15 protein-coding genes are annotated in these 16,676 nt (G+C 64.2%); 4 read left to right on the top strand and 11 right to left on the bottom strand.

Translation table 11 applies throughout. The annotated features are described in order from the left end of the window. Positions 1–18: 18 nt before the first annotated feature. Positions 19–741, bottom strand: coding sequence for a 16S rRNA (uracil(1498)-N(3))-methyltransferase (locus tag RGQ15_RS02920; RefSeq protein ID WP_311158720.1), 723 nt, complete (start codon positions 739–741; stop codon positions 19–21). A 16-nt stretch (positions 742–757) separates the two neighbouring features. On the opposite strand from RGQ15_RS02920, the gene ubiA reads away from it, so the two are divergent. The 3 genes from ubiA (at position 758) to RGQ15_RS02905 (ending at position 4,389) form a co-directional block, all read left to right on the top strand. Next, positions 758–1,714, top strand: a complete 957-nt coding sequence (gene ubiA / locus RGQ15_RS02915; protein ID WP_311161021.1) for a 4-hydroxybenzoate octaprenyltransferase — start codon at positions 758–760, stop codon at positions 1,712–1,714. A 62-nt stretch (positions 1,715–1,776) separates the two neighbouring features. Next, the gene (locus tag RGQ15_RS02910; protein WP_311158719.1) at positions 1,777–4,005 is read left to right on the top strand and encodes an OmpA family protein; all 2,229 of its coding nucleotides are present in this window, start codon (positions 1,777–1,779) and stop codon (positions 4,003–4,005) included. A gap of 51 nt (positions 4,006–4,056) precedes the next feature. Next, positions 4,057–4,389 carry a hypothetical protein gene (locus RGQ15_RS02905; RefSeq protein WP_311158718.1) on the top strand — a complete coding sequence of 111 codons (333 nt, stop codon included), beginning with the start codon at positions 4,057–4,059 and terminating at the stop codon, positions 4,387–4,389. A 341-nt stretch (positions 4,390–4,730) separates the two neighbouring features. Here the strand turns inward: RGQ15_RS02905 and RGQ15_RS02900 are convergent, their stop codons facing one another. From RGQ15_RS02900 to RGQ15_RS02885, 4 genes are all read right to left on the bottom strand, one after another. After that, positions 4,731–5,915, bottom strand: a complete 1,185-nt coding sequence (locus RGQ15_RS02900; RefSeq protein WP_311158717.1) for an amino acid aminotransferase — start codon at positions 5,913–5,915, stop codon at positions 4,731–4,733. Beyond that, positions 5,915–6,775 carry a 3-mercaptopyruvate sulfurtransferase gene (sseA, locus tag RGQ15_RS02895; RefSeq protein ID WP_311158716.1) on the bottom strand — a complete coding sequence of 287 codons (861 nt, stop codon included), beginning with the start codon at positions 6,773–6,775 and terminating at the stop codon, positions 5,915–5,917. Before sseA ends, RGQ15_RS02900 begins: the two co-directional genes overlap by 1 nt. Before the next feature lie 75 nt (positions 6,776–6,850). After that, on the bottom strand, positions 6,851–7,321 hold the full coding sequence (smpB, locus tag RGQ15_RS02890) for an SsrA-binding protein SmpB (RefSeq protein ID WP_311158715.1): 471 nt from the start codon (positions 7,319–7,321) through the stop codon (positions 6,851–6,853). 46 nt (positions 7,322–7,367) lie between these two features. Then, positions 7,368–7,838, bottom strand: a complete 471-nt coding sequence (locus RGQ15_RS02885) for a low molecular weight protein-tyrosine-phosphatase (RefSeq protein WP_311158714.1) — start codon at positions 7,836–7,838, stop codon at positions 7,368–7,370. An 83-nt stretch (positions 7,839–7,921) separates the two neighbouring features. On the opposite strand from RGQ15_RS02885, the gene RGQ15_RS02880 reads away from it, so the two are divergent. Then, the gene (locus tag RGQ15_RS02880; RefSeq protein WP_311158713.1) at positions 7,922–9,583 is read left to right on the top strand and encodes a thiamine pyrophosphate-binding protein; all 1,662 of its coding nucleotides are present in this window, start codon (positions 7,922–7,924) and stop codon (positions 9,581–9,583) included. Here the strand turns inward: RGQ15_RS02880 and RGQ15_RS02875 are convergent. The 6 genes from RGQ15_RS02875 to RGQ15_RS02850 all read right to left on the bottom strand — a co-directional run bounded on the left by RGQ15_RS02875 (position 9,580) and on the right by RGQ15_RS02850 (position 16,614). Continuing rightward, positions 9,580–11,004 (bottom strand): inorganic phosphate transporter, encoded by a 1,425-nt coding sequence (locus RGQ15_RS02875; protein WP_311158712.1) that lies wholly within the window; start codon positions 11,002–11,004, stop codon positions 9,580–9,582. The genes RGQ15_RS02880 and RGQ15_RS02875 overlap by 4 nt on opposite strands. 1 nt (position 11,005) lies before the next feature. Continuing rightward, positions 11,006–11,470: an NUDIX hydrolase gene (locus RGQ15_RS02870; RefSeq protein WP_311158711.1), complete on the bottom strand. Its 465-nt coding sequence runs from the start codon at positions 11,468–11,470 to the stop codon at positions 11,006–11,008. Further along, positions 11,467–11,898 (bottom strand): alternative ribosome rescue aminoacyl-tRNA hydrolase ArfB, encoded by a 432-nt coding sequence (gene arfB / locus RGQ15_RS02865; protein WP_311158710.1) that lies wholly within the window; start codon positions 11,896–11,898, stop codon positions 11,467–11,469. Before arfB ends, RGQ15_RS02870 begins: the two co-directional genes overlap by 4 nt. 45 nt (positions 11,899–11,943) lie before the next feature. Beyond that, positions 11,944–14,016, bottom strand: coding sequence for a penicillin-binding protein 1C (gene pbpC / locus RGQ15_RS02860; RefSeq protein WP_311158709.1), 2,073 nt, complete (start codon positions 14,014–14,016; stop codon positions 11,944–11,946). Positions 14,017–14,079: 63 nt separating this feature from the next. Next, positions 14,080–15,234 carry a YcjF family protein gene (locus RGQ15_RS02855; RefSeq protein WP_311158708.1) on the bottom strand — a complete coding sequence of 385 codons (1,155 nt, stop codon included), beginning with the start codon at positions 15,232–15,234 and terminating at the stop codon, positions 14,080–14,082. A gap of 12 nt (positions 15,235–15,246) precedes the next feature. Next, on the bottom strand, positions 15,247–16,614 hold the full coding sequence (locus RGQ15_RS02850) for a YcjX family GTP-binding protein (protein WP_311158707.1): 1,368 nt from the start codon (positions 16,612–16,614) through the stop codon (positions 15,247–15,249). Between the last annotated feature and the right edge of the window lie 62 nt (positions 16,615–16,676).

Raw genomic sequence — 16,676 nt, 5'->3', positions numbered from 1 at the left:
CGAAATAGAAGCCGGGGGCTACTGCCAGTCGCCAAGGGCCGATTGCCACAATGCGAGTGACGCGACGGCAGCTGTATCGGCCCGCAAAATCCGGGGGCCCAATGATATGCGGGTGACACAATCCGTTGCTATCAGCCTTGCCCGCTCAGCCTCAGACCAGCCCCCCTCGGGACCGATCAGAATCGCCCAAGGTCCCCGTTCAAGGCCGCCGGCCAGCGTTTCGGCCGGTCCGGCAAGGGCTTCATCTGCCCACAAGATGCGCCTCGTGCCGTTCCAGCCATCCAGCAGCCGTCCAAGCGAAACAAGGTCGTGGACCTGCGGCACGAAAGTGCCGCCGCATTGTTCGGCTGCTTCCACGGCATGGGCTTGAAGTCGGTCCTGGCGGATCCGCTCGGAATTCGTGTGGTCCGTGTGCACGGGAAGAATTTTTGCCGCGCCCATCTCGGCCGCTTTTTCGACAATGAAATCGGTGCGAGCCTTCTTGATCGGGGCAAAGATCAGCCAAAGGTCAGGCGGGTTCATTTGTGGCGCGGTCTGTCGAACCGGGACCACGTCGCCATTGCGCTTTGCCAGCCTTTCGATCCGCAGCAGCCATTCACCGTCGCGCCCATTGAAGGCAAGGATTTCGTCGCCGGGGCCCTGGCGCATGACCGAGGAAAGGTAATGCGCCTGGTCGGCATTCAGTGCGATGCCTTGTCCCTGGGCCAACGGGTGATCTATGAACAGCCTGATTTTCGCCATGATGGGGCGCAGACTAATGCATACCGACCGCCAGACGCCAGAGGCCCAACGCAGCGTTGCGGATGCTCCGCCCGACAACTGGGTGGATCGTCACGCGCCCGAAAGCTGGAGACCCTGGCTTCGGCTCTCTCGTGCTGACCGGCCGATCGGCACCTGGTTGCTGCTGCTGCCATGCTGGTGGGGCATCGGGCTTGCGATGATTGCCGACCGGCCGACCTGGCGCGACCTGTGGATCGCGGTTGCCTGTGCATTGGGGGCCATCCTGATGCGCGGCGCGGGATGCACCTGGAACGATATCTCCGACCGAGACTTCGACGCCCAAGTCAGCCGGACGCGCTCGCGCCCGATCCCTTCGGGACAAGTGTCTGTTCTGGGGGCCTATCTTTGGCTTGTCGCGCAATGCCTGCTGGGCTTCGTCATCCTGCTGACGCTGGGAAGTGCCGCAATCTGGCTGGGTGTGGCCTCGCTGGCCCTGGTTGCGATCTATCCCTTTGCCAAGCGCTTCACCTGGTGGCCGCAGGTCTTTCTGGGCCTCGCCTTCAACTGGGGCGTCCTGCTTGCCTGGGCGGCGCATTTGGGGGGCATCGCACTGGCACCCGTTCTTGCTTACCTGGCGGGGATCGCCTGGACGATTTTCTACGACACGATCTATGCCCATCAGGACGCCGAGGACGACGCGCTCATCGGGGTCAAGTCGACCGCGCGCTTGTTCGGAGCCGATTCGAAGCGCTGGCTCGCCCGTTTCGGGGGGGCTGCCGTAGTTCTCCTGGCGCTTTCGCTGCTGGCTGCGGGTGCACAGGGGATTGCACTCTGGCTGGGGCTCGCCGGTATCGCAGGTTTTGCCTTGCACTTGCTGTGGCAACTCAGCCGCTTCGACATGAATGACAGCGCGGGATGCCTGCGGCTGTTCCGTGCGAATCGCAATTCAGGGCTGATCGTTGCGCTGTTTCTTGCCTTGGCCGGGCTCGTCTGATTGCGAATTCCGGCCTGCGGCATTAAATGCGGCGGGTCGGAAACAGCCCGAAGGTCCACCGGATGGCCAAGACCAGATCACGCAGCGGTCCCGCATTCGTCGCCACGCTCATCGCCATGACCGCCGCTGGCGGTCTGTCTTTTTATGGCGCCGAGGTCGCGGCAGACTACATAGAGACCCGCTCGGCTGCGGATGTGGCCGAGGCGTTGCGCCTTGGCGGATATGATTGGGCACATGTGCGCGCGGATGGCCTTCAGATCCATCTGAGCGGCACCGCCCCTGACGAGGTTCAGCGCTTTCGCGCGCGATCGCGGGCCGAAACCGTCGTAGAACAGGCGCGGGTGGTCGACGGGATGCAGGTCGCCGCGCGAGCGAGCCTCGCGACCCCCGAATTCGAGGTCGAGCTTCTCAGGAACGATCAAGGCATCTCGATCGTCGGCTTGGTGCCTGCCTCGCTTGATCGAGCCGCCCTGATCGCGGCCCTGCGCAAGGATACCGGTGCCGCCCGGATTTCTGACCTTGTCGAGACCGCTGATTACCCCGAGCCGGATGGCTGGGACGCGGCATACGTATACGGCCTAAGGGCGGCGCAGCTGGCCAAGCGCGCGAAGATCTCGATTTCGGCCGGCTCGGTCGAGGTCAGGGCAATCACCGACAGCCTTCGCGAAAAGGCCGAGCTTGAAACCGCTCTTGAACGTGCGCGACCGGCGGGCGTCACGCTGACGGCAGATGTCACCGCTCCACGTCCGATCATTTCGCCTTTCTCGATGCGCTTCGTGAAAGAGCAGAGCGGCGCCAGGTTCGATGCTTGTGCCGCTGATAGTGAAGCGGCGCAGGACAGAATCATCGCGGCCGGTCAGAAGGCCGGGATACCCGGAAAGCCACAATGCACGCTCGCGCTCGGCGCGCCGACAGGTCAATGGGCCGACGCGGCAGTTCTAGCCATCGACGCAGTCAGTGCCATGGGCGTGGGCTCGGTGACCATTTCGGGGACGGATGTTGCACTTTTCGCGCCCGCATCGGTCGACTCTGCAACCTTCGATGCGGCGGTCGGCCGGCTGGAAGGCGCGTTGCCTGCATTGTTCACCCTGACCTCCGAACAGGAAAAGAAGGTCGAGGCGGCTACCGGCCCGGTCGAGTTCTCGGCTGCCAGGGTCGACGATGGTGTCCAGCTGCGCGGTAGGATCGCGGACGAGCGCATGCGGGATGCAGTCGACAGTCTTGCGCGCGCACGGTTCGGACAAGTCGACGACGCCTTGCGGGTCGATGGAATGGTGCCACAGGGATGGACGCTGCGCACCATTGCGGCGCTGGAGGCGCTGTCCGGCCTGGAAGACGGCAATGTCACCGTGACCCCGGATCTGATCCGCCTGTCGGGAGTTTCGGGAAGCCGAACTGCCTCGGATATCGCTGTCGCCCGTCTTTCAGAACGGCTGGGGGCTGGGGCGCGATACGAGCTGTCGATCCGCTACGACAGCCAGTTTGATCCGACCGTTTCGGTCCCGTCAGGGATAGATTGTGTCGACCGGTTGAACGCGGCAATGAACGAGTCCGAAATCGGTTTCGAGCCGGGCAAATCCGTCATTGCCGGCGACCCAGAGGCGACGCTGCAGCGCATCGCCGAAATTCTCGAACCTTGCGCGGATTTTCGTATCGAGGTCGGGGGGCATACCGACTCGCAAGGTTCAGAGGAAATGAACCGCGAGCTGTCGCAAAGCCGAGCCGAAGCGGTGCTGAACGCCATTCGCGACCATGGCGTCGAGGCGAGCCACATGACCGCGAAGGGATATGGTGAAAGCCAGCCCATCGCCGACAACGACACGGAAGCGGGCCGCGAGGCCAATCGGCGCACCGAATTTACCCTGCTTTCCGAACGACCGGTGACGCAGGCCGAGATCGAACCACCGAAAAAGACCTCTGGGGTGACCGACCCGGCTGAAGTGACCGCAGCGAAAACCGCGGAAGCCGCGCGGCAGGCCGCAACCGAACCTCTGAGCCAGTTGCTGACCAAGGACAGCGCCGCGGACGAGGTCCAGGCGGGCTCTTCGGAAGGCAACGATGGGGTCGACCTATCTGGCGCGGCACTAAGCGAGGAGTCGCTGACCAAGGTGATTGAGGCGCTGACGGTTCCCGCGCTTGAGGCGGCATTCCCTGACAATCGCGAAAACGTGGTCGAGGAAAGCGAGGCCGATTCTGCCGGGGCCGACCTGGCCCAGGAAAACCTGCCCGAAATCGAACCGATGTCGCCGCCCGATTTTGAACAGGCTGTTTCTCCCGAGAATGTGGAATAATCCGGCGACGCGGGTGCGCCACATGACTACTTTTACTGCTGAAGGCCGTTCATGAACCGAAACGAATTCATCATTGCGACTGCGGTCATTCTCTTTGCGGCATTCCTTCTCGGCTGGTTTGCCAGGTCGCTGATCCATCGTCTCGGTCGGGTGACCCGTGCCGAAATAGGCGAGCTTGAATCAATGGCTCAGGAACTGCATCGGGCGGAAGAGGAACGCGACAAGGCGGTCGAACTCCTGGAAACGCGCGAAGTCGAATGGACCTCCCGGCTGGGTGCCGCCGATACCGAGATACGCCAGTCGAAGGCGCAGTTGCTGGAATGCAGGACCGAGATCGAGGAGTTGCGCGACTTCATCGACAGCAAGCTGGGCCGCAAGAACTGAACGGCAAAGCCCTGACCTTTGGAGCCAAAAAGAGCATCCAACTGATCCGTATCAAGCAGCGCCAAGTCCCTGCTGCGGCCCTCGGGTAGGTTGGACCTGACGCCGGCCTGGCTCAGGGTGACGATCCAGACAGCAGCATATCTTGGCACCATTTCGCGTCTTGACGAGAGACCATCCCTAGAGGCTTCGGCTTGATGGCGGTCCGTGACGCATCATCTCGATATGCGAAATCAAATGCCTGCCGCGATGAACGCGACAGGCTTTTTGCTTCGAGCTGCTGCCACATTGATGGCGTCATCTGGTGCGAGGGCCTTTCCATCGGCCCTGCCTTGCTGCGGGGGTCAGACGCCAGCTTCGATGATCGCGCGGGCGAGGATCGGAACCGTGGTGTCGTTCAGCCCGGCGATGTTCAGGCGCGAATCGCCCACCATGTAGATGGCGAATTCTTCCTTCATCTTGGCGACCTGCTCGGGCGAGGCGCCGATGCGCGAGAACATGCCGCGATGCTCGGCGACGAAGTCGAAGCGGTCCGAGCCCGACAGATCGCGCAGCTCGTTGGCGAGCTGGGTGCGCAGGCGCAGCATGCCGCCGCGGACTTCCTCGAGTTCCGCCATCCAGTCGGCGCGCAGGCCTGCGTCGTTCAGGATCGTCGAGACGATCTTCGCGCCGTGGAAGGGCGGGAAGGAATAGGTCTGGCGGTTCAGGAAGGCCATCGCGCCCTGCGCCAGGTCCTTGGTCGCCTTGTCGGTGCACAGCGCCAAGAGGCAGCCGGTGCGCTCGCGATAGATGCCGAAGTTTTTGCTGCACGAGGCGGCGATCAGCACTTCGGGGATGCGCGAGGCGATCAGGCGGGTGCCGGCGGCGTCCTCTTCCAGGCCGTCACCGAAGCCTTGGTAGGCGAGATCGATCAGCGGCGTCGCGCCGGTGGTCTCGAGGATCGCGGCGACCTCGGCCCACTGCTCGATGGACAGGTTGGCGCCGGTCGGGTTGTGGCAGCAGCCATGCAGCAGGACCACGTCGCCTTTCTTGGCGGCCGAGATGTCCTCTTTCATCGCCTCGAAATTGACCGAGCGGGTCGCATTGTCGAAATAGCGGTAGCTGACGACCGGCAGGCCCATGAAATTCATGATCGAGATGTGGTTTGGCCAGGTTGGGTCCGAGACGAACACGCGCAGGTCGGGATTGGCCATGCGGGCCAGTTCCAGCGCCTGGCGGATCGCGCCGGTGCCGCCGACGGTCGCCAGCGCCGCGGTCGTCTCGGGCTTGTAGCCATCGGCCAGGATCAGCTCGGCCATCGCCTTCTGGAAGTCCGGCTCGCCGGACAGACCGGCATAGGTCTTGGTGGTCTCGGTTTCCAGCATGCGCTTCTCGGCTTCCAGCACGGCGCGCATGATCGGGGTATGGCCGGTCGCGTCCTTGTAGACACCCACGCCGAGGTCGATCTTGCCCTGGCGGGGATCGGCCTTGAACTCGCCCATCAGGGCCAGAATTTTATCGGGGGCCTGCGGTTTCAGATTGCCCAGCATCACGCGTCTCCGGTTGCAATTTTAAGGTCCGGGAAGCTGCCCCATTCGGCCCAGCTTCCGTCGTAAAGGGAATGGTCTTGATGCCCGATGCGTTCGAGCGCAAGGAACAAGACAGCTGCAGTCACTCCCGATCCGCAGGTTGTGATCGCAGGTCTTGCAAGGTCTATGCCCGCGGCTTCGAATTCCGCCCGCAGCACGGCGGGGGCCTTCATCGTGCCGTCCTTTTCGAAAAGTCGACCGAAAGGAAGGTTCTTGGAGCCGGGAATGCGTCCCGAGCGCAGCCCGGCGCGCGGCTCGGGGGCCTCGCCGCGGAAACGCTCGGCAGAGCGGGCGTCTATGATTTCGTGCGTGCCAAGCTTGCTGGCTGCTGCAACCTTCGTCACGTCGCGGACGAGATCGGGGCAGGGCTGAACGTTCAGATGCCTGTCGCGGAAGACCTGCTCGCCGCTTTCGACGGGCCGTCCCTCGGCCAGCCACTTGCCCAGGCCGCCGTCAAGCACCGCGACATCCTGCTTGCCCATCAGGCGGAAGGTCCACCAGGCCCGAGCGGCCGAACGCACCGGAGAATTGTCATAGACGACAATCTGCTGGCCGTCCGCAATGCCGATAGCGCGCATCCTGCTGATGAACATTTCGGGTGGCGGGGCCATATGGGGTAGGTCGCTGCGTGGGTCCGAAACCTCGTCGAGATCGAAGAAACGCGCGCGCGGTATATGCGCCGCCCGGTATTCCGCCTGTGCGTCGCGCCCCGGTTCCAGAAACCAGCTTGCATCGATCACGCGCAACTCGGGATCGTTCAGACGCGCCGCCAGCCACTCGGTCGACACGAGCGTTTTCGGATCGTCCAGATCGGTCGGCATCATCCTTCCTCCGGGCAGACGCAAAAGCGTCCCCCGTCTAACCGCACCGGGCAGGCCGTGCAATGGCTGGTGGCGCTAGCCCTGCTTCAGCAAACGTTGTTTCTGGCGGTTCCAGTCGCGCTTGGCGGCGGTCTCGCGCTTGTCCGCGACCTTCTTGCCCTTGGCGACACCGATCTTCAGCTTCACCTTGCCGCGATCGTTGAAATACATGACCAGCGGCACCAGCGTCATGCCCTCGCGGCCGATCGCCTGCCAAAGTCGCGCCAGTTCCTTGCGGGAGACGAGAAGCTTGCGCTTGCGCCGTTCCTCATGGCCAAAGACGCCGGCCTGCTTGTAGGCGGCGATATAGCCATTGATCAGCCACAACTCGCCATCTTCGACCGAAGCATAGCTCTCGGCGATATTCGACTGGCCTGTGCGCAGGCTTTTCACTTCGGAACCGGTCAGGACGATGCCGACCTCAAGATCGCTCTCGATGAAATAGTCGAAACGCGCCCGGCGGTTCTCGGCGATGACTTTGTAATTGGGATCTGACTTGGCTACCATGATCGGGCAGAGATAGGGTTCCCATCCGTCAAAGTAAAGATTTGGCTCAAGTTTGGGCCCGCAGCAGATGCAAGACACCTTGCGCTCCGGCCGTCACATCGCGCCAGGTCGCGGCAAAGCCCGCCGCACCGCCGAAATAGGGGTCGGCGACGGATTCGCCTGCCCGGCCCGGAACGTGATCCAGAAGCAGCGACAGGTGTGCCCGCCCATCGAACGGTGCGATCTGCCGCAAGCTGGCAAGGTTCTCACTGTCCATGGCGATGATATGATCAAACTCGCGAAAGTCCGCGGGGCCGACCTGGCGGGCACGCATGTGGGATATGTCTATGCCATGCTGCTGGGCCACGGCTAGGGCCCGGCGATCGGGAGGGTGGCCGACATGCCAGTCTCCGGTCCCGGCGGAATCGACGCGGATGGCAAAACCCGTTTCCGACGCCGTGGCCCGCGTCGCTGCTTCGGCCAGCGGAGAGCGGCAGATATTGCCAAGGCAGACGAAAAGAACTGATGGTGTCCGCATGAGATGTCTCGCGCCTCGGGTCTTGCTTCGCGATCCGCAGACGCAGGCTATCGCGTTGTAAGGATAAGACAAGGGAACAGTCGATGCGGCATGGCGGGCAGATTTTGGTAGACGGGCTGAAGGCAAATGGCGTGTCTCGGGTTTTCTCGGTGCCGGGCGAAAGCTTCCTTGCAGTCCTGGACGGGCTTTATGCCTCGGACATTCGCAACATCGTCTGTCGGCATGAAGGCGGTGCGGCGATGATGGCCGAGGCACATGGAAAGCTGACAGGACGGCCGGGAATTGCCTTCGTCACTCGCGGACCGGGAGCCACGAACGCCAGTGCCGGAGTGCATGTGGCGCGGCAGGATTCGACGCCCATGATCCTCTTCGTGGGCCAGATTGCCCGCGCCGATCGAGACCGCGAGGCCTTTCAGGAAGTCGACTACCGCGCGATGTTCGGACCCTTGGCCAAATGGGTCGCACAGATTGACCAATCCGAGCGCATCCCCGAATATCTGGCCCGCGCCTTCCATGTCGCCATGTCCGGCCGGCCGGGGCCGGTGGTGCTGGCGCTGCCCGAGGATGTGCTTTCGGCCCGCGCCGAAGTGCCCGATCTAGCCCCTTATGTGCCGCCGCTTTCGGCGGTCGCCCCGTCTTCGGTCGCGGCAATCGCCGAGGCGGTTGCCCAGGCCGAGCGGCCCTTGGTCGTGGCCGGCGGCACGATCTGGTCGCAAGAGGCATCCGACGACCTTGCGCGTTTCGCCGGGAATTGGGGGCTTCCCGTGGCCGTCGCCTTTCGGCGGCAGGGGCATATCGACAATGTCCATCCCGCCTATGTCGGTGATCTGGGGGTCGGCATGAACCCGGCGCTCGGGCATGCTTTGGAGCAGGCCGATTGCATCCTCTCACTGGGCTCGCGTTTGGGCGATACCCTGACCCGCGGCTTCGAGCTGATGGACCCGGTTCGCCCCCATGCCAGGGTGATCCATGTCCATCCCTCGCCGGAAGAGCTTGGCCATCTCTGGCGGGCGGACCCGGGGCTTGTTGCCGATCCGCGCGAGGTTCTGGCGGGATTGGCTCTGCTGCCCGCACGGCGACGTTGGGATGAATGGAGCGAACAACTCAGAAAGGTCTACGAGCGGTGGAGCATTCCGAAAGCCACGCCCGGGGACGTGCGCATGGAAGCGGTCATCCGCTGGATGTCCGACAATCTGGCGCCAGATGCCGTCATCACGAATGGCGCCGGAAATTACGCGACCTTCATTCACCGCTATTTCCGGTTTCGGAAATGGAACAGCCAGATTGCGCCGACTTCGGGGTCGATGGGTTACGGGCTTCCCGCCGCGATCGCCGCAAAGCTGGAACATCCCGAGCGTACGGTTGTCTGCGTCGCTGGCGATGGGTGTATCCAGATGACCATGAACGAGCTTTCGACCGCCGCCCAGTATGGCGCGGCAGTCATCGTGCTTGTCGCGAATAACGGCCGTTACGGCACGATCCGCATGCACCAGGAACGAAGCTATCCCGGACGGGTCTCCGGCACCGATCTTGCAAGCCCGGATTTTGCCGCGCTGGCCCGCGCATATGGGGGGCATGGCGAAATCGTGACCCACCAGGATCAGTTCGCGCCCGCGTTCCGCCGCGCCGAGATGGCAGGCAGCCTTGCCGTCATCGACCTTAAGCTCGACCCCGAAGCGCTGACGGCGGGGGCGACACTTGCCGAAACCCGGGCGGCGGGCGAGGCAATGCAGCGCCGCGCTTAAAGCCCCAGCAACTTGGCCAGGGCAGCCGCCAGCGCGGCGTTCACCGGAACGGTGACGATCCAGGCCCCAAGAATCGTGCGCACATGCGACCGGCGCACGAGGTGGCGTCGGCGTTGTTCCTCGACGGGCATGGGTGCGCGTTCCTTGGCCTTTTGCTGATCGCGCCATTCGCGATAGAAGCCCACGCCAAAGACGCCTCCGACCGAGATATGGGTCGTCGATACCGGCATGCCAGCGACGGAAAAACCCAGGACCGTCAGCGCCGTCGCCAGCGAGATGCACAGCGCACGCGAAGGGTTCAGGCGGGTGATGCGGCTGCCCACCATGGTCACCAGTCGCCCGCCGAACAGCAGGATGCCGACCGCGACCCCCATCCCGGAAAGCAGCAAGACGACCGTCAGGTCGATCTCTTGCTCGTTCGGGCCGGCGATGTGCTCAAGGATGATCGTGAGGGGGGCCGCGATGTTCGAGGTGCTGTTCGATCCATGGGCAAACCCCATGACCAAAGCCGCGGCGGTCAGCGGCATGCCCAGCAGCCTTTTCAGTCCGATCTTTTCCCCCACCGCCCCTTCGATCTGCCGGGCCAGCATCAGATGTGCATAGAGAGCGCCCAGGCCTGCCCCGCCGATGGCCAGAAGCGCCACGATCCATCCACCCAGATCGCGAAAGGCAATGGCCGCCATCGCGACCAGCAGACCTGTCGTGATCGAGACCAGCCCGGTCAGCCAGATCCGGCCCGCGGGAATGGGGTCTTCCTTGTCCAGAACATGGCGATGCATACTCGACAGGATCAGGGCCGCCAACAGGCCCGAGACAATGGGTGAGATCACCCAGCCGATTGCAATCATTGCGAGCCCAGCCCAGTTCACCGATGCAAGGCCGAACGTCGCGATACCAGCCCCAGCGATCGCACCGACGACCGTATGCGTGGTACTGACCGGAGCGTTCATGCGGGTCGCGAGGGTGATCCAGCTTGCTGCACCCAGCAAGGCGGCAAGCATCATTCGTGCTGTCGGCTGGCCATGCCCCATTGCTTCGCCGATCAGCCCTTCGGTCAGCGTGTTCGTCACTGCGCCCCCGGCCAGGACCGCGCCCAGAATCTCCATCACCGCGACCAGCACTAGCCCGGTCGTCAGCGCGATTGCCCCGGCGCCGACGGCGGGGCCCAATGCGTTCGACACGTCGTTCGCACCGATCGAAAGGGCAAGATAGACGGCGACCGCGATCGAAGCTGCCATGATGCCCCATGCCGGATGCCCGGCGAGCATGATCGCCGCGAATTCCGCGGCCACGGCAATGAAGACCAATGCGATTCCGATTCGAAGCAAAGGCCGCGACGAGGCCGCGGCCGCATGCTCGGCCTTGGTAATCCGCCCGAGATCCTTGTCCAGAACCCGGTATTCGCGCCAGCTTCGCGCCATGTCAGGCCTTCTGTTCCCGCTTTGAGGGAAGGGCGCGCAGCATTTCCTTCAGCCCGCTTTCGGCCACGAGTTCCGCGGCGCGCTCGGGTTTGTACCAGCGGCGCTTGCGCTCCTTCACCTCAAGGAAATCATCGGCGAGCGATTTCACATCGACCTGATAGACATGAACCTCGATCGGGATGGAAAATCCGCGATCCTGTTCCTTGTCGTATTTGTATCTGCCGATGGAATTCTGATTAACCTTGCCACGAACGCCTGCTTCTTCCCAGGCTTCCTGCAGGGCGGCATCGGCAAGGCTGATCCCGGGCATCGGCCAACCTTTGGGCACGATCCATCGACCGGTTCCCCGGCTGGTCACCAACAGGACCTTGCCATTGCTGCTATCCAGACAAAGCGCGGCCACCTGTATTTCCGGCGGCTTGCGACCCATGAGCCGACCAAGTCTTTCGCGAAAGTTGCCCTTCATTCGCCTCCCTCGGATTCGCGGATCCTGCCGCGCAGGGACTTGACCGTCCCTCTTTGTGTCTTTGCCGCGAGCCTGCGCTTCTGGCTGCCCAATGTCGGTCGGGTGGCGATCCGCTTGCGCGGCGCGATGAGCGCCTGCCGGATCATCTCGACCAGCCGTTCGCGCGCGATTTCGCGGTTTCTGGCCTGACTTCGCGTCTCCTCCGCTCGGATCAGGATAGCACCATCCTGTGTCCAGCGTCTTCCCGCAATTCGGCGCAGCCGGGTCTTGACGGCCGGGCTGAGACCGGGCGAGCGTTCAGCCTCGAAGCGCAGTTCGACAGCGGTCTCAACCTTGTTCACGTTCTGACCGCCCGGTCCCTGGGACCGGCTGAACTGTTCTGACAGTTCCCATTCGTGAATCGTGATTTGGTCGTCAACATGCAGCATGGGGCGAATATGTCGCAAAAGCGGCCAATGAAAAGCCTTAGAGGATCAACGCAACGTTAATTCGTGTTGTTCCGCCTTCACCGTTGCCGTGGCCGAGTTCCCATCCGCATCGATGACCGTGAAATGGGCAAAGCCCGGCCCGGGTCCGGAAATCAGGCTCTCCGGTCGGTGCGAAGCGATGGTGGCTGGCCGACCGTTTACAAGGAATGTCCAGGGCCCGCGGCCGCCCCTGGCCTTGACGATGATCGGTCCCCGACCGTCGATAATCGCGCCATCCGGAGGAAAGGCGAGCGTCAGCCGATCAGGCGCAGAAGGTCCGGCGGCAACCCGACTGACCTGTCCCGAAGCGGCAAAACGGCGAAGCGGCAATGGCAAGGCGCTGTTGGGCAGCGTCAGAGTCTCGCCGGGCGGCGGAGGTAGCGGGACCGGGGATATCATGTCGAACAGGTCAAAGAGGACGGGCGCAGCGAGATCGCCCCCGAATGCCCCGGGAACCGCCGTTCCGTCCGGTCGCCCTAGCCAGACCGCGCCGACATGGGCGCCATCGAAGCCGACCGACAGCGCGTCACGATGACCGTAAGATGTGCCCGTTTTGTAAGCAAACTGCCTTTGCCTCGCCCCATGCGGTGCCGGATTTCCGGCGAGGATGTCGCTTACCTGCCAGGCTGCGACTGCGCTGAAAACCGCATCGGTCAGGGGGTGGGCTCTGCCAGGCAGTGCAGAAAGAGCAACTCCTCGCCCACCCCTTGCGATCGTCGCATAGCCGGTCGCGAGCCCTTCCAGCGTCACGCCCGCGCCGCCCAGCACCAATGCCAGCCCGGCGGTCTCTGCGGGCAGTCGCAGCGCGATCCCGGCGCGATCCAGCCCTTGGGCCAGGCGGTTCGGGCCGATCGCCTCGGCCAGTTTCACGACGGGAATGTTCAGCGACCAGATCAGCGCCTGCCGCAAGCTGACCGTGCCGCGAAACTGGTGATCGAAATTCTGCGGTTGCCACCGGCCGAAGGTGCTCGGACGGTCCTCGATCAGGGTCTCGGGATGGGCAAGCCCGGCATCGAAGGCCAAGGCATAGGCAAAGGGCTTCAGCGTCGAACCGGGCGAACGCCATGCCCGGGTCATGTCCACGAAACCGGCCGAGCCTTGATCCGTCCAGTCGGCCGCGCCTACTTCGGCGAGTATCTCGCCCGAACGATGGTCGGCGAGCAGGATCGCGGCCGAGAGCCTTCGGCCAGCCCCTTGCACCGCGCGCGAGGCAAGCGCTTCGGCTCTGCGTTGAAGCCGGGCGTCAATCGTCGTTTCGATCCGTCCCGCGCCAGGGTTCTCGCGGATAAGCCTGGCCGCCAGCAGCGGGGCCAGTGCCGGGAAGCTGCGCCGGGCCGTCGGGACGGGTTCGGTCATTGCCGCCATGGCCTCGGCGCCGGAGATCAGCCCCTGTTTCGCCGCGCGCGCAAGCACACGGTCGCGTGCGCGCCGGGCAGCACCTGGAAAGCGATCGGGCCGCCTTGTCTCGGGCGATTGCGGCAGGGCCACAAGCAACGCGGCCTGCGCCGGCGTCAGCCGACGCGGTTCCTTGCCGAACCATTGCAGGCTCGCTGCGCGGATGCCTTCGACATTCGCGCCGTAAGGGGCGAGCCGCAGATAGAGATCGAGTATCGCGGCTTTCGGCAGCTTGCGTTCAAGGGCCAGCGCCAGTCGCACCTGCCGCAACTTTCCGTCCCATCTGCCGGTTGGCCCGTCTTCGAGCAACCGGGCGACCTGCATCGTCAGCGTCGAGCCGCCCGACACGATGCGGCCATGCCGCATCGCCTGCCAGCCCGCGCGGAGGATCGCTGCCGGGTCGATGCCGCGATGCGAAGCGAAGCGCCGATCCTCCCAAAGGGTCAGCATGTCCAGAAACGAGGGGTCGACCGATCCGGGTTCCAGTCGCCAACGACCGTCGCCCACCTGAAAGGCACGCAGCAGAGATCCATCGCGCGCCAGAACCTCGACCCCAACCGGCACATCGAGCCGGGGAAGATCGGTCGCCGCCACCCAGTCGTCAAACCGGTCCCGCATTCCGGCGCCGATACCAAGCACCAGGACAATGGCAAGCAGGAGTGATGCGAAGCGGCGCGAGCTCATGCCCAATCATAGATGAACAAAGAGCCTTTTCGACGGAAAAAGACCCAGCCACACGGCGCGCAGTCACTTGGGTTCGTCATCTCCGAAAAGGCCTTTCAGGCCGCGCGCGATCAGGTTTCCAACTTTCGGCACGGGCTGCTGGACAAAGGGAAGCGGCCGGCAGACCTCCATGGCGGCGATGCCGACGCGGGCGGTGAGCGCCCCGTTGACCACGCCCTCGCCAAAGCGTTTGGACACGCGCGCGAGAATGCCGCCACCAGCGACAGTGTGGATCAGGTCGTCCCCAGCCGCGACGGCCCCCGTCGCAACGAGATGTGTCATGACCGTCCGGGCCAGGCGCCAGCCCCCGACCGCACCGGCGCGGCCGCCATAGATTTCAGCCATGCGGCGGATCATCCGCAGGTTCGCGGCCAATGCCGCCACCACATCAGCGAGGGCAAGCGGAATGAGCGCCGTCGCGGCGGCAACCGTGCGTGCCGCCGCCTCGATCTCGCGCCGCGCCTGTTGGTCCAGGGGGGCAAGCAGTTCGGTTTCGGCCATCGCGATCAGGGTGGTCGCGTCATAGGCTTCAGCCCTGTGCTCGGCCAGGCGCTTGCGGCCCCAGTCAAGCTCGTCGCGCCCGCGGTAGAGATGCTCGAGCTTGCTGACCACCGTCTGCGCCGCCTTCACGTCACCCGCGGCCATGGCCGCGCCCGCCGCCCGGTTGATCCCGTCAATCGCGGCAAAGCGCGACCAGGCGCGGTATTCCCTCCAGGCCATGCCAAGTGCGGCGATGCAGAACATGACCATCAGCAGGATGCCGATCCAGCCCAGCAACGGGTAGCTGTTCAAGAGCTCGCCGAGATAGCGCAGCGCGGCCACGGACAGCAGAAAGCTGAATAGTGCGACGCCGGTATTGATGAAGAAGCGGGTCAGCTTCGACGGCCCGCCGCCGACTAGCCGGGTGACAAGCTGCATGGTGCGCGGCTGGGGCAGGGCCGATGGCCTGCCATCATCAATCATCGGGGCGTCTGCGGGTGAGGGAAGGGTTTCGCCATCGCGCGGTTCGGCACGCGGGGCGCGCCGATCGCGCCGATCATCACCCGTGCCTGTATCATTCTCCAAGCGGGTCACCGGCTCTGGGCCGCTGGGCGCTGCCGTGGCCTTGCCGCGGATCGAACCATCAGGCTCGCCCATTTCGATCAGGACTGGTCCGCGGCGCTTTGGAGGTTCAGCCATGGTCCTTCCTTTTCAGATCTGGTCGCCAATCAGGAATTCGGCAGCCCGGTCCAGGCGGATATGGGGCGGGCCGTCGCCGGGTCGCATCGTGTTGGGTGCGGGCGCGAAATCCATGATCGCATAATCCCCGTCAAGCCAGTTATCTGCGCCCTGACGGGCGTGAACCAGCAGTTCCGCCGGGTTGGCCGGCAGTTCGCCCGGATAGAACGCGGCTTGGCGGCCGTCCATCAACGTGCCTCGCACGGCGGGCAGTTCCTCGCCATCCTGCTTGATCGTTTCCTCGGTCGTGCTGCGCAGGCTGGCGATGGACATGGCCTCGGTGCGCGCACCTGAGAAATCGGCGCGGTCGCGGGCCTCGCGCAGCATGGCCCCGGTGATCGCGGTCAGTCGCGGATGCTGGATATGGTGCAGATGGTCGGCCTTGGTCGCGGCGAACAGGATGCGTCCCACCCGCCTTGTGCCCAGAAGCTGCGCAAGCCACCCCGCGCGACCGGGGCGAAAAGCCGTCAGGATATCGGCCATGGCGCGCCGCATGTCCTCGACCGCCTGGGGGCCTGCATGGATCGCGCCCAGCACGTCCATCAACACGACCTGGCGGTCGATCCGGGCAAAGTGATCGCGAAAGAACGGCTTCACCACGCGGGATTTGTATGAGCCGAACCGGCGCGCGAATTCACGCCAGACCGGGGTGTCTCGAAACTCGGCGGGCAGGGGCGTGAAGGTCAGGGCGGGTGAACCTTCCAGCTCGCCGGGCATCAGGAACCGGCCGGGGGTGCAATCCGACCAGCCCGCATCGCGCGATTGGTGCAGGTGCAGGGTATAGGCGGCCGCGAGCTTTTGCGCAGCGGTTTCGTCGAACTGTTCGCGACTGCTGGCGGCAAGCGCATCATGGAACGCCTGGGCTCCGGGGCGGCCCTTGGCGCGTTCGAGCACCTCGCTCGACCAGGCGTCGAAATCCTTGTCCATCAACCTCAGGTCCAGCAGCCATTCGCCTGGATAGTCCACAATGTCGAGATGGACGACCTGCTGACCGCGCCAGCCGGAAAGTAAGCCTCGGCGCTGCAACCGCAGCGACAGGCGCAACTGGCTGACATGACGCGTCCCCTCGGGCCAATGGGGGTCGGGGCCGGTCATCGCGGCAAGATGGCGTTCAAAGTCGAAGCGCGGCACCGTATCGTCGGGTTGCGGTTGCAACCATGCCGATTTCAGCGATCCGTCCGCAGCCGCCCGAAGGGCGGTCATCCGGCCCCGGTCCAGCAGGTTCGCAACCAGCGAAGTGATAAAGACGGTCTTGCCCGCCCGTGAAAGCCCGGTCACGCCCAGCCGGATCACCGGGTCCGAGATCCCCAGCCCCTGCATCAGATCGTCCGCGATGCCCATCCTGTCCCCGGTCTTATTTCGTATCGCTCAAGATATGCAGAAGGCGGGCTGATTTGTAGAGG

It is taken from the genome of Paracoccus sp. MBLB3053 (assembly GCF_031822435.1).
GTDB lineage: Bacteria > Pseudomonadota > Alphaproteobacteria > Rhodobacterales > Rhodobacteraceae > Paracoccus > Paracoccus aurantius.
The sequence above is the reverse complement of the archived record's forward strand: the minus strand, read 5'-3'. Positions and strand labels throughout refer to the sequence as shown.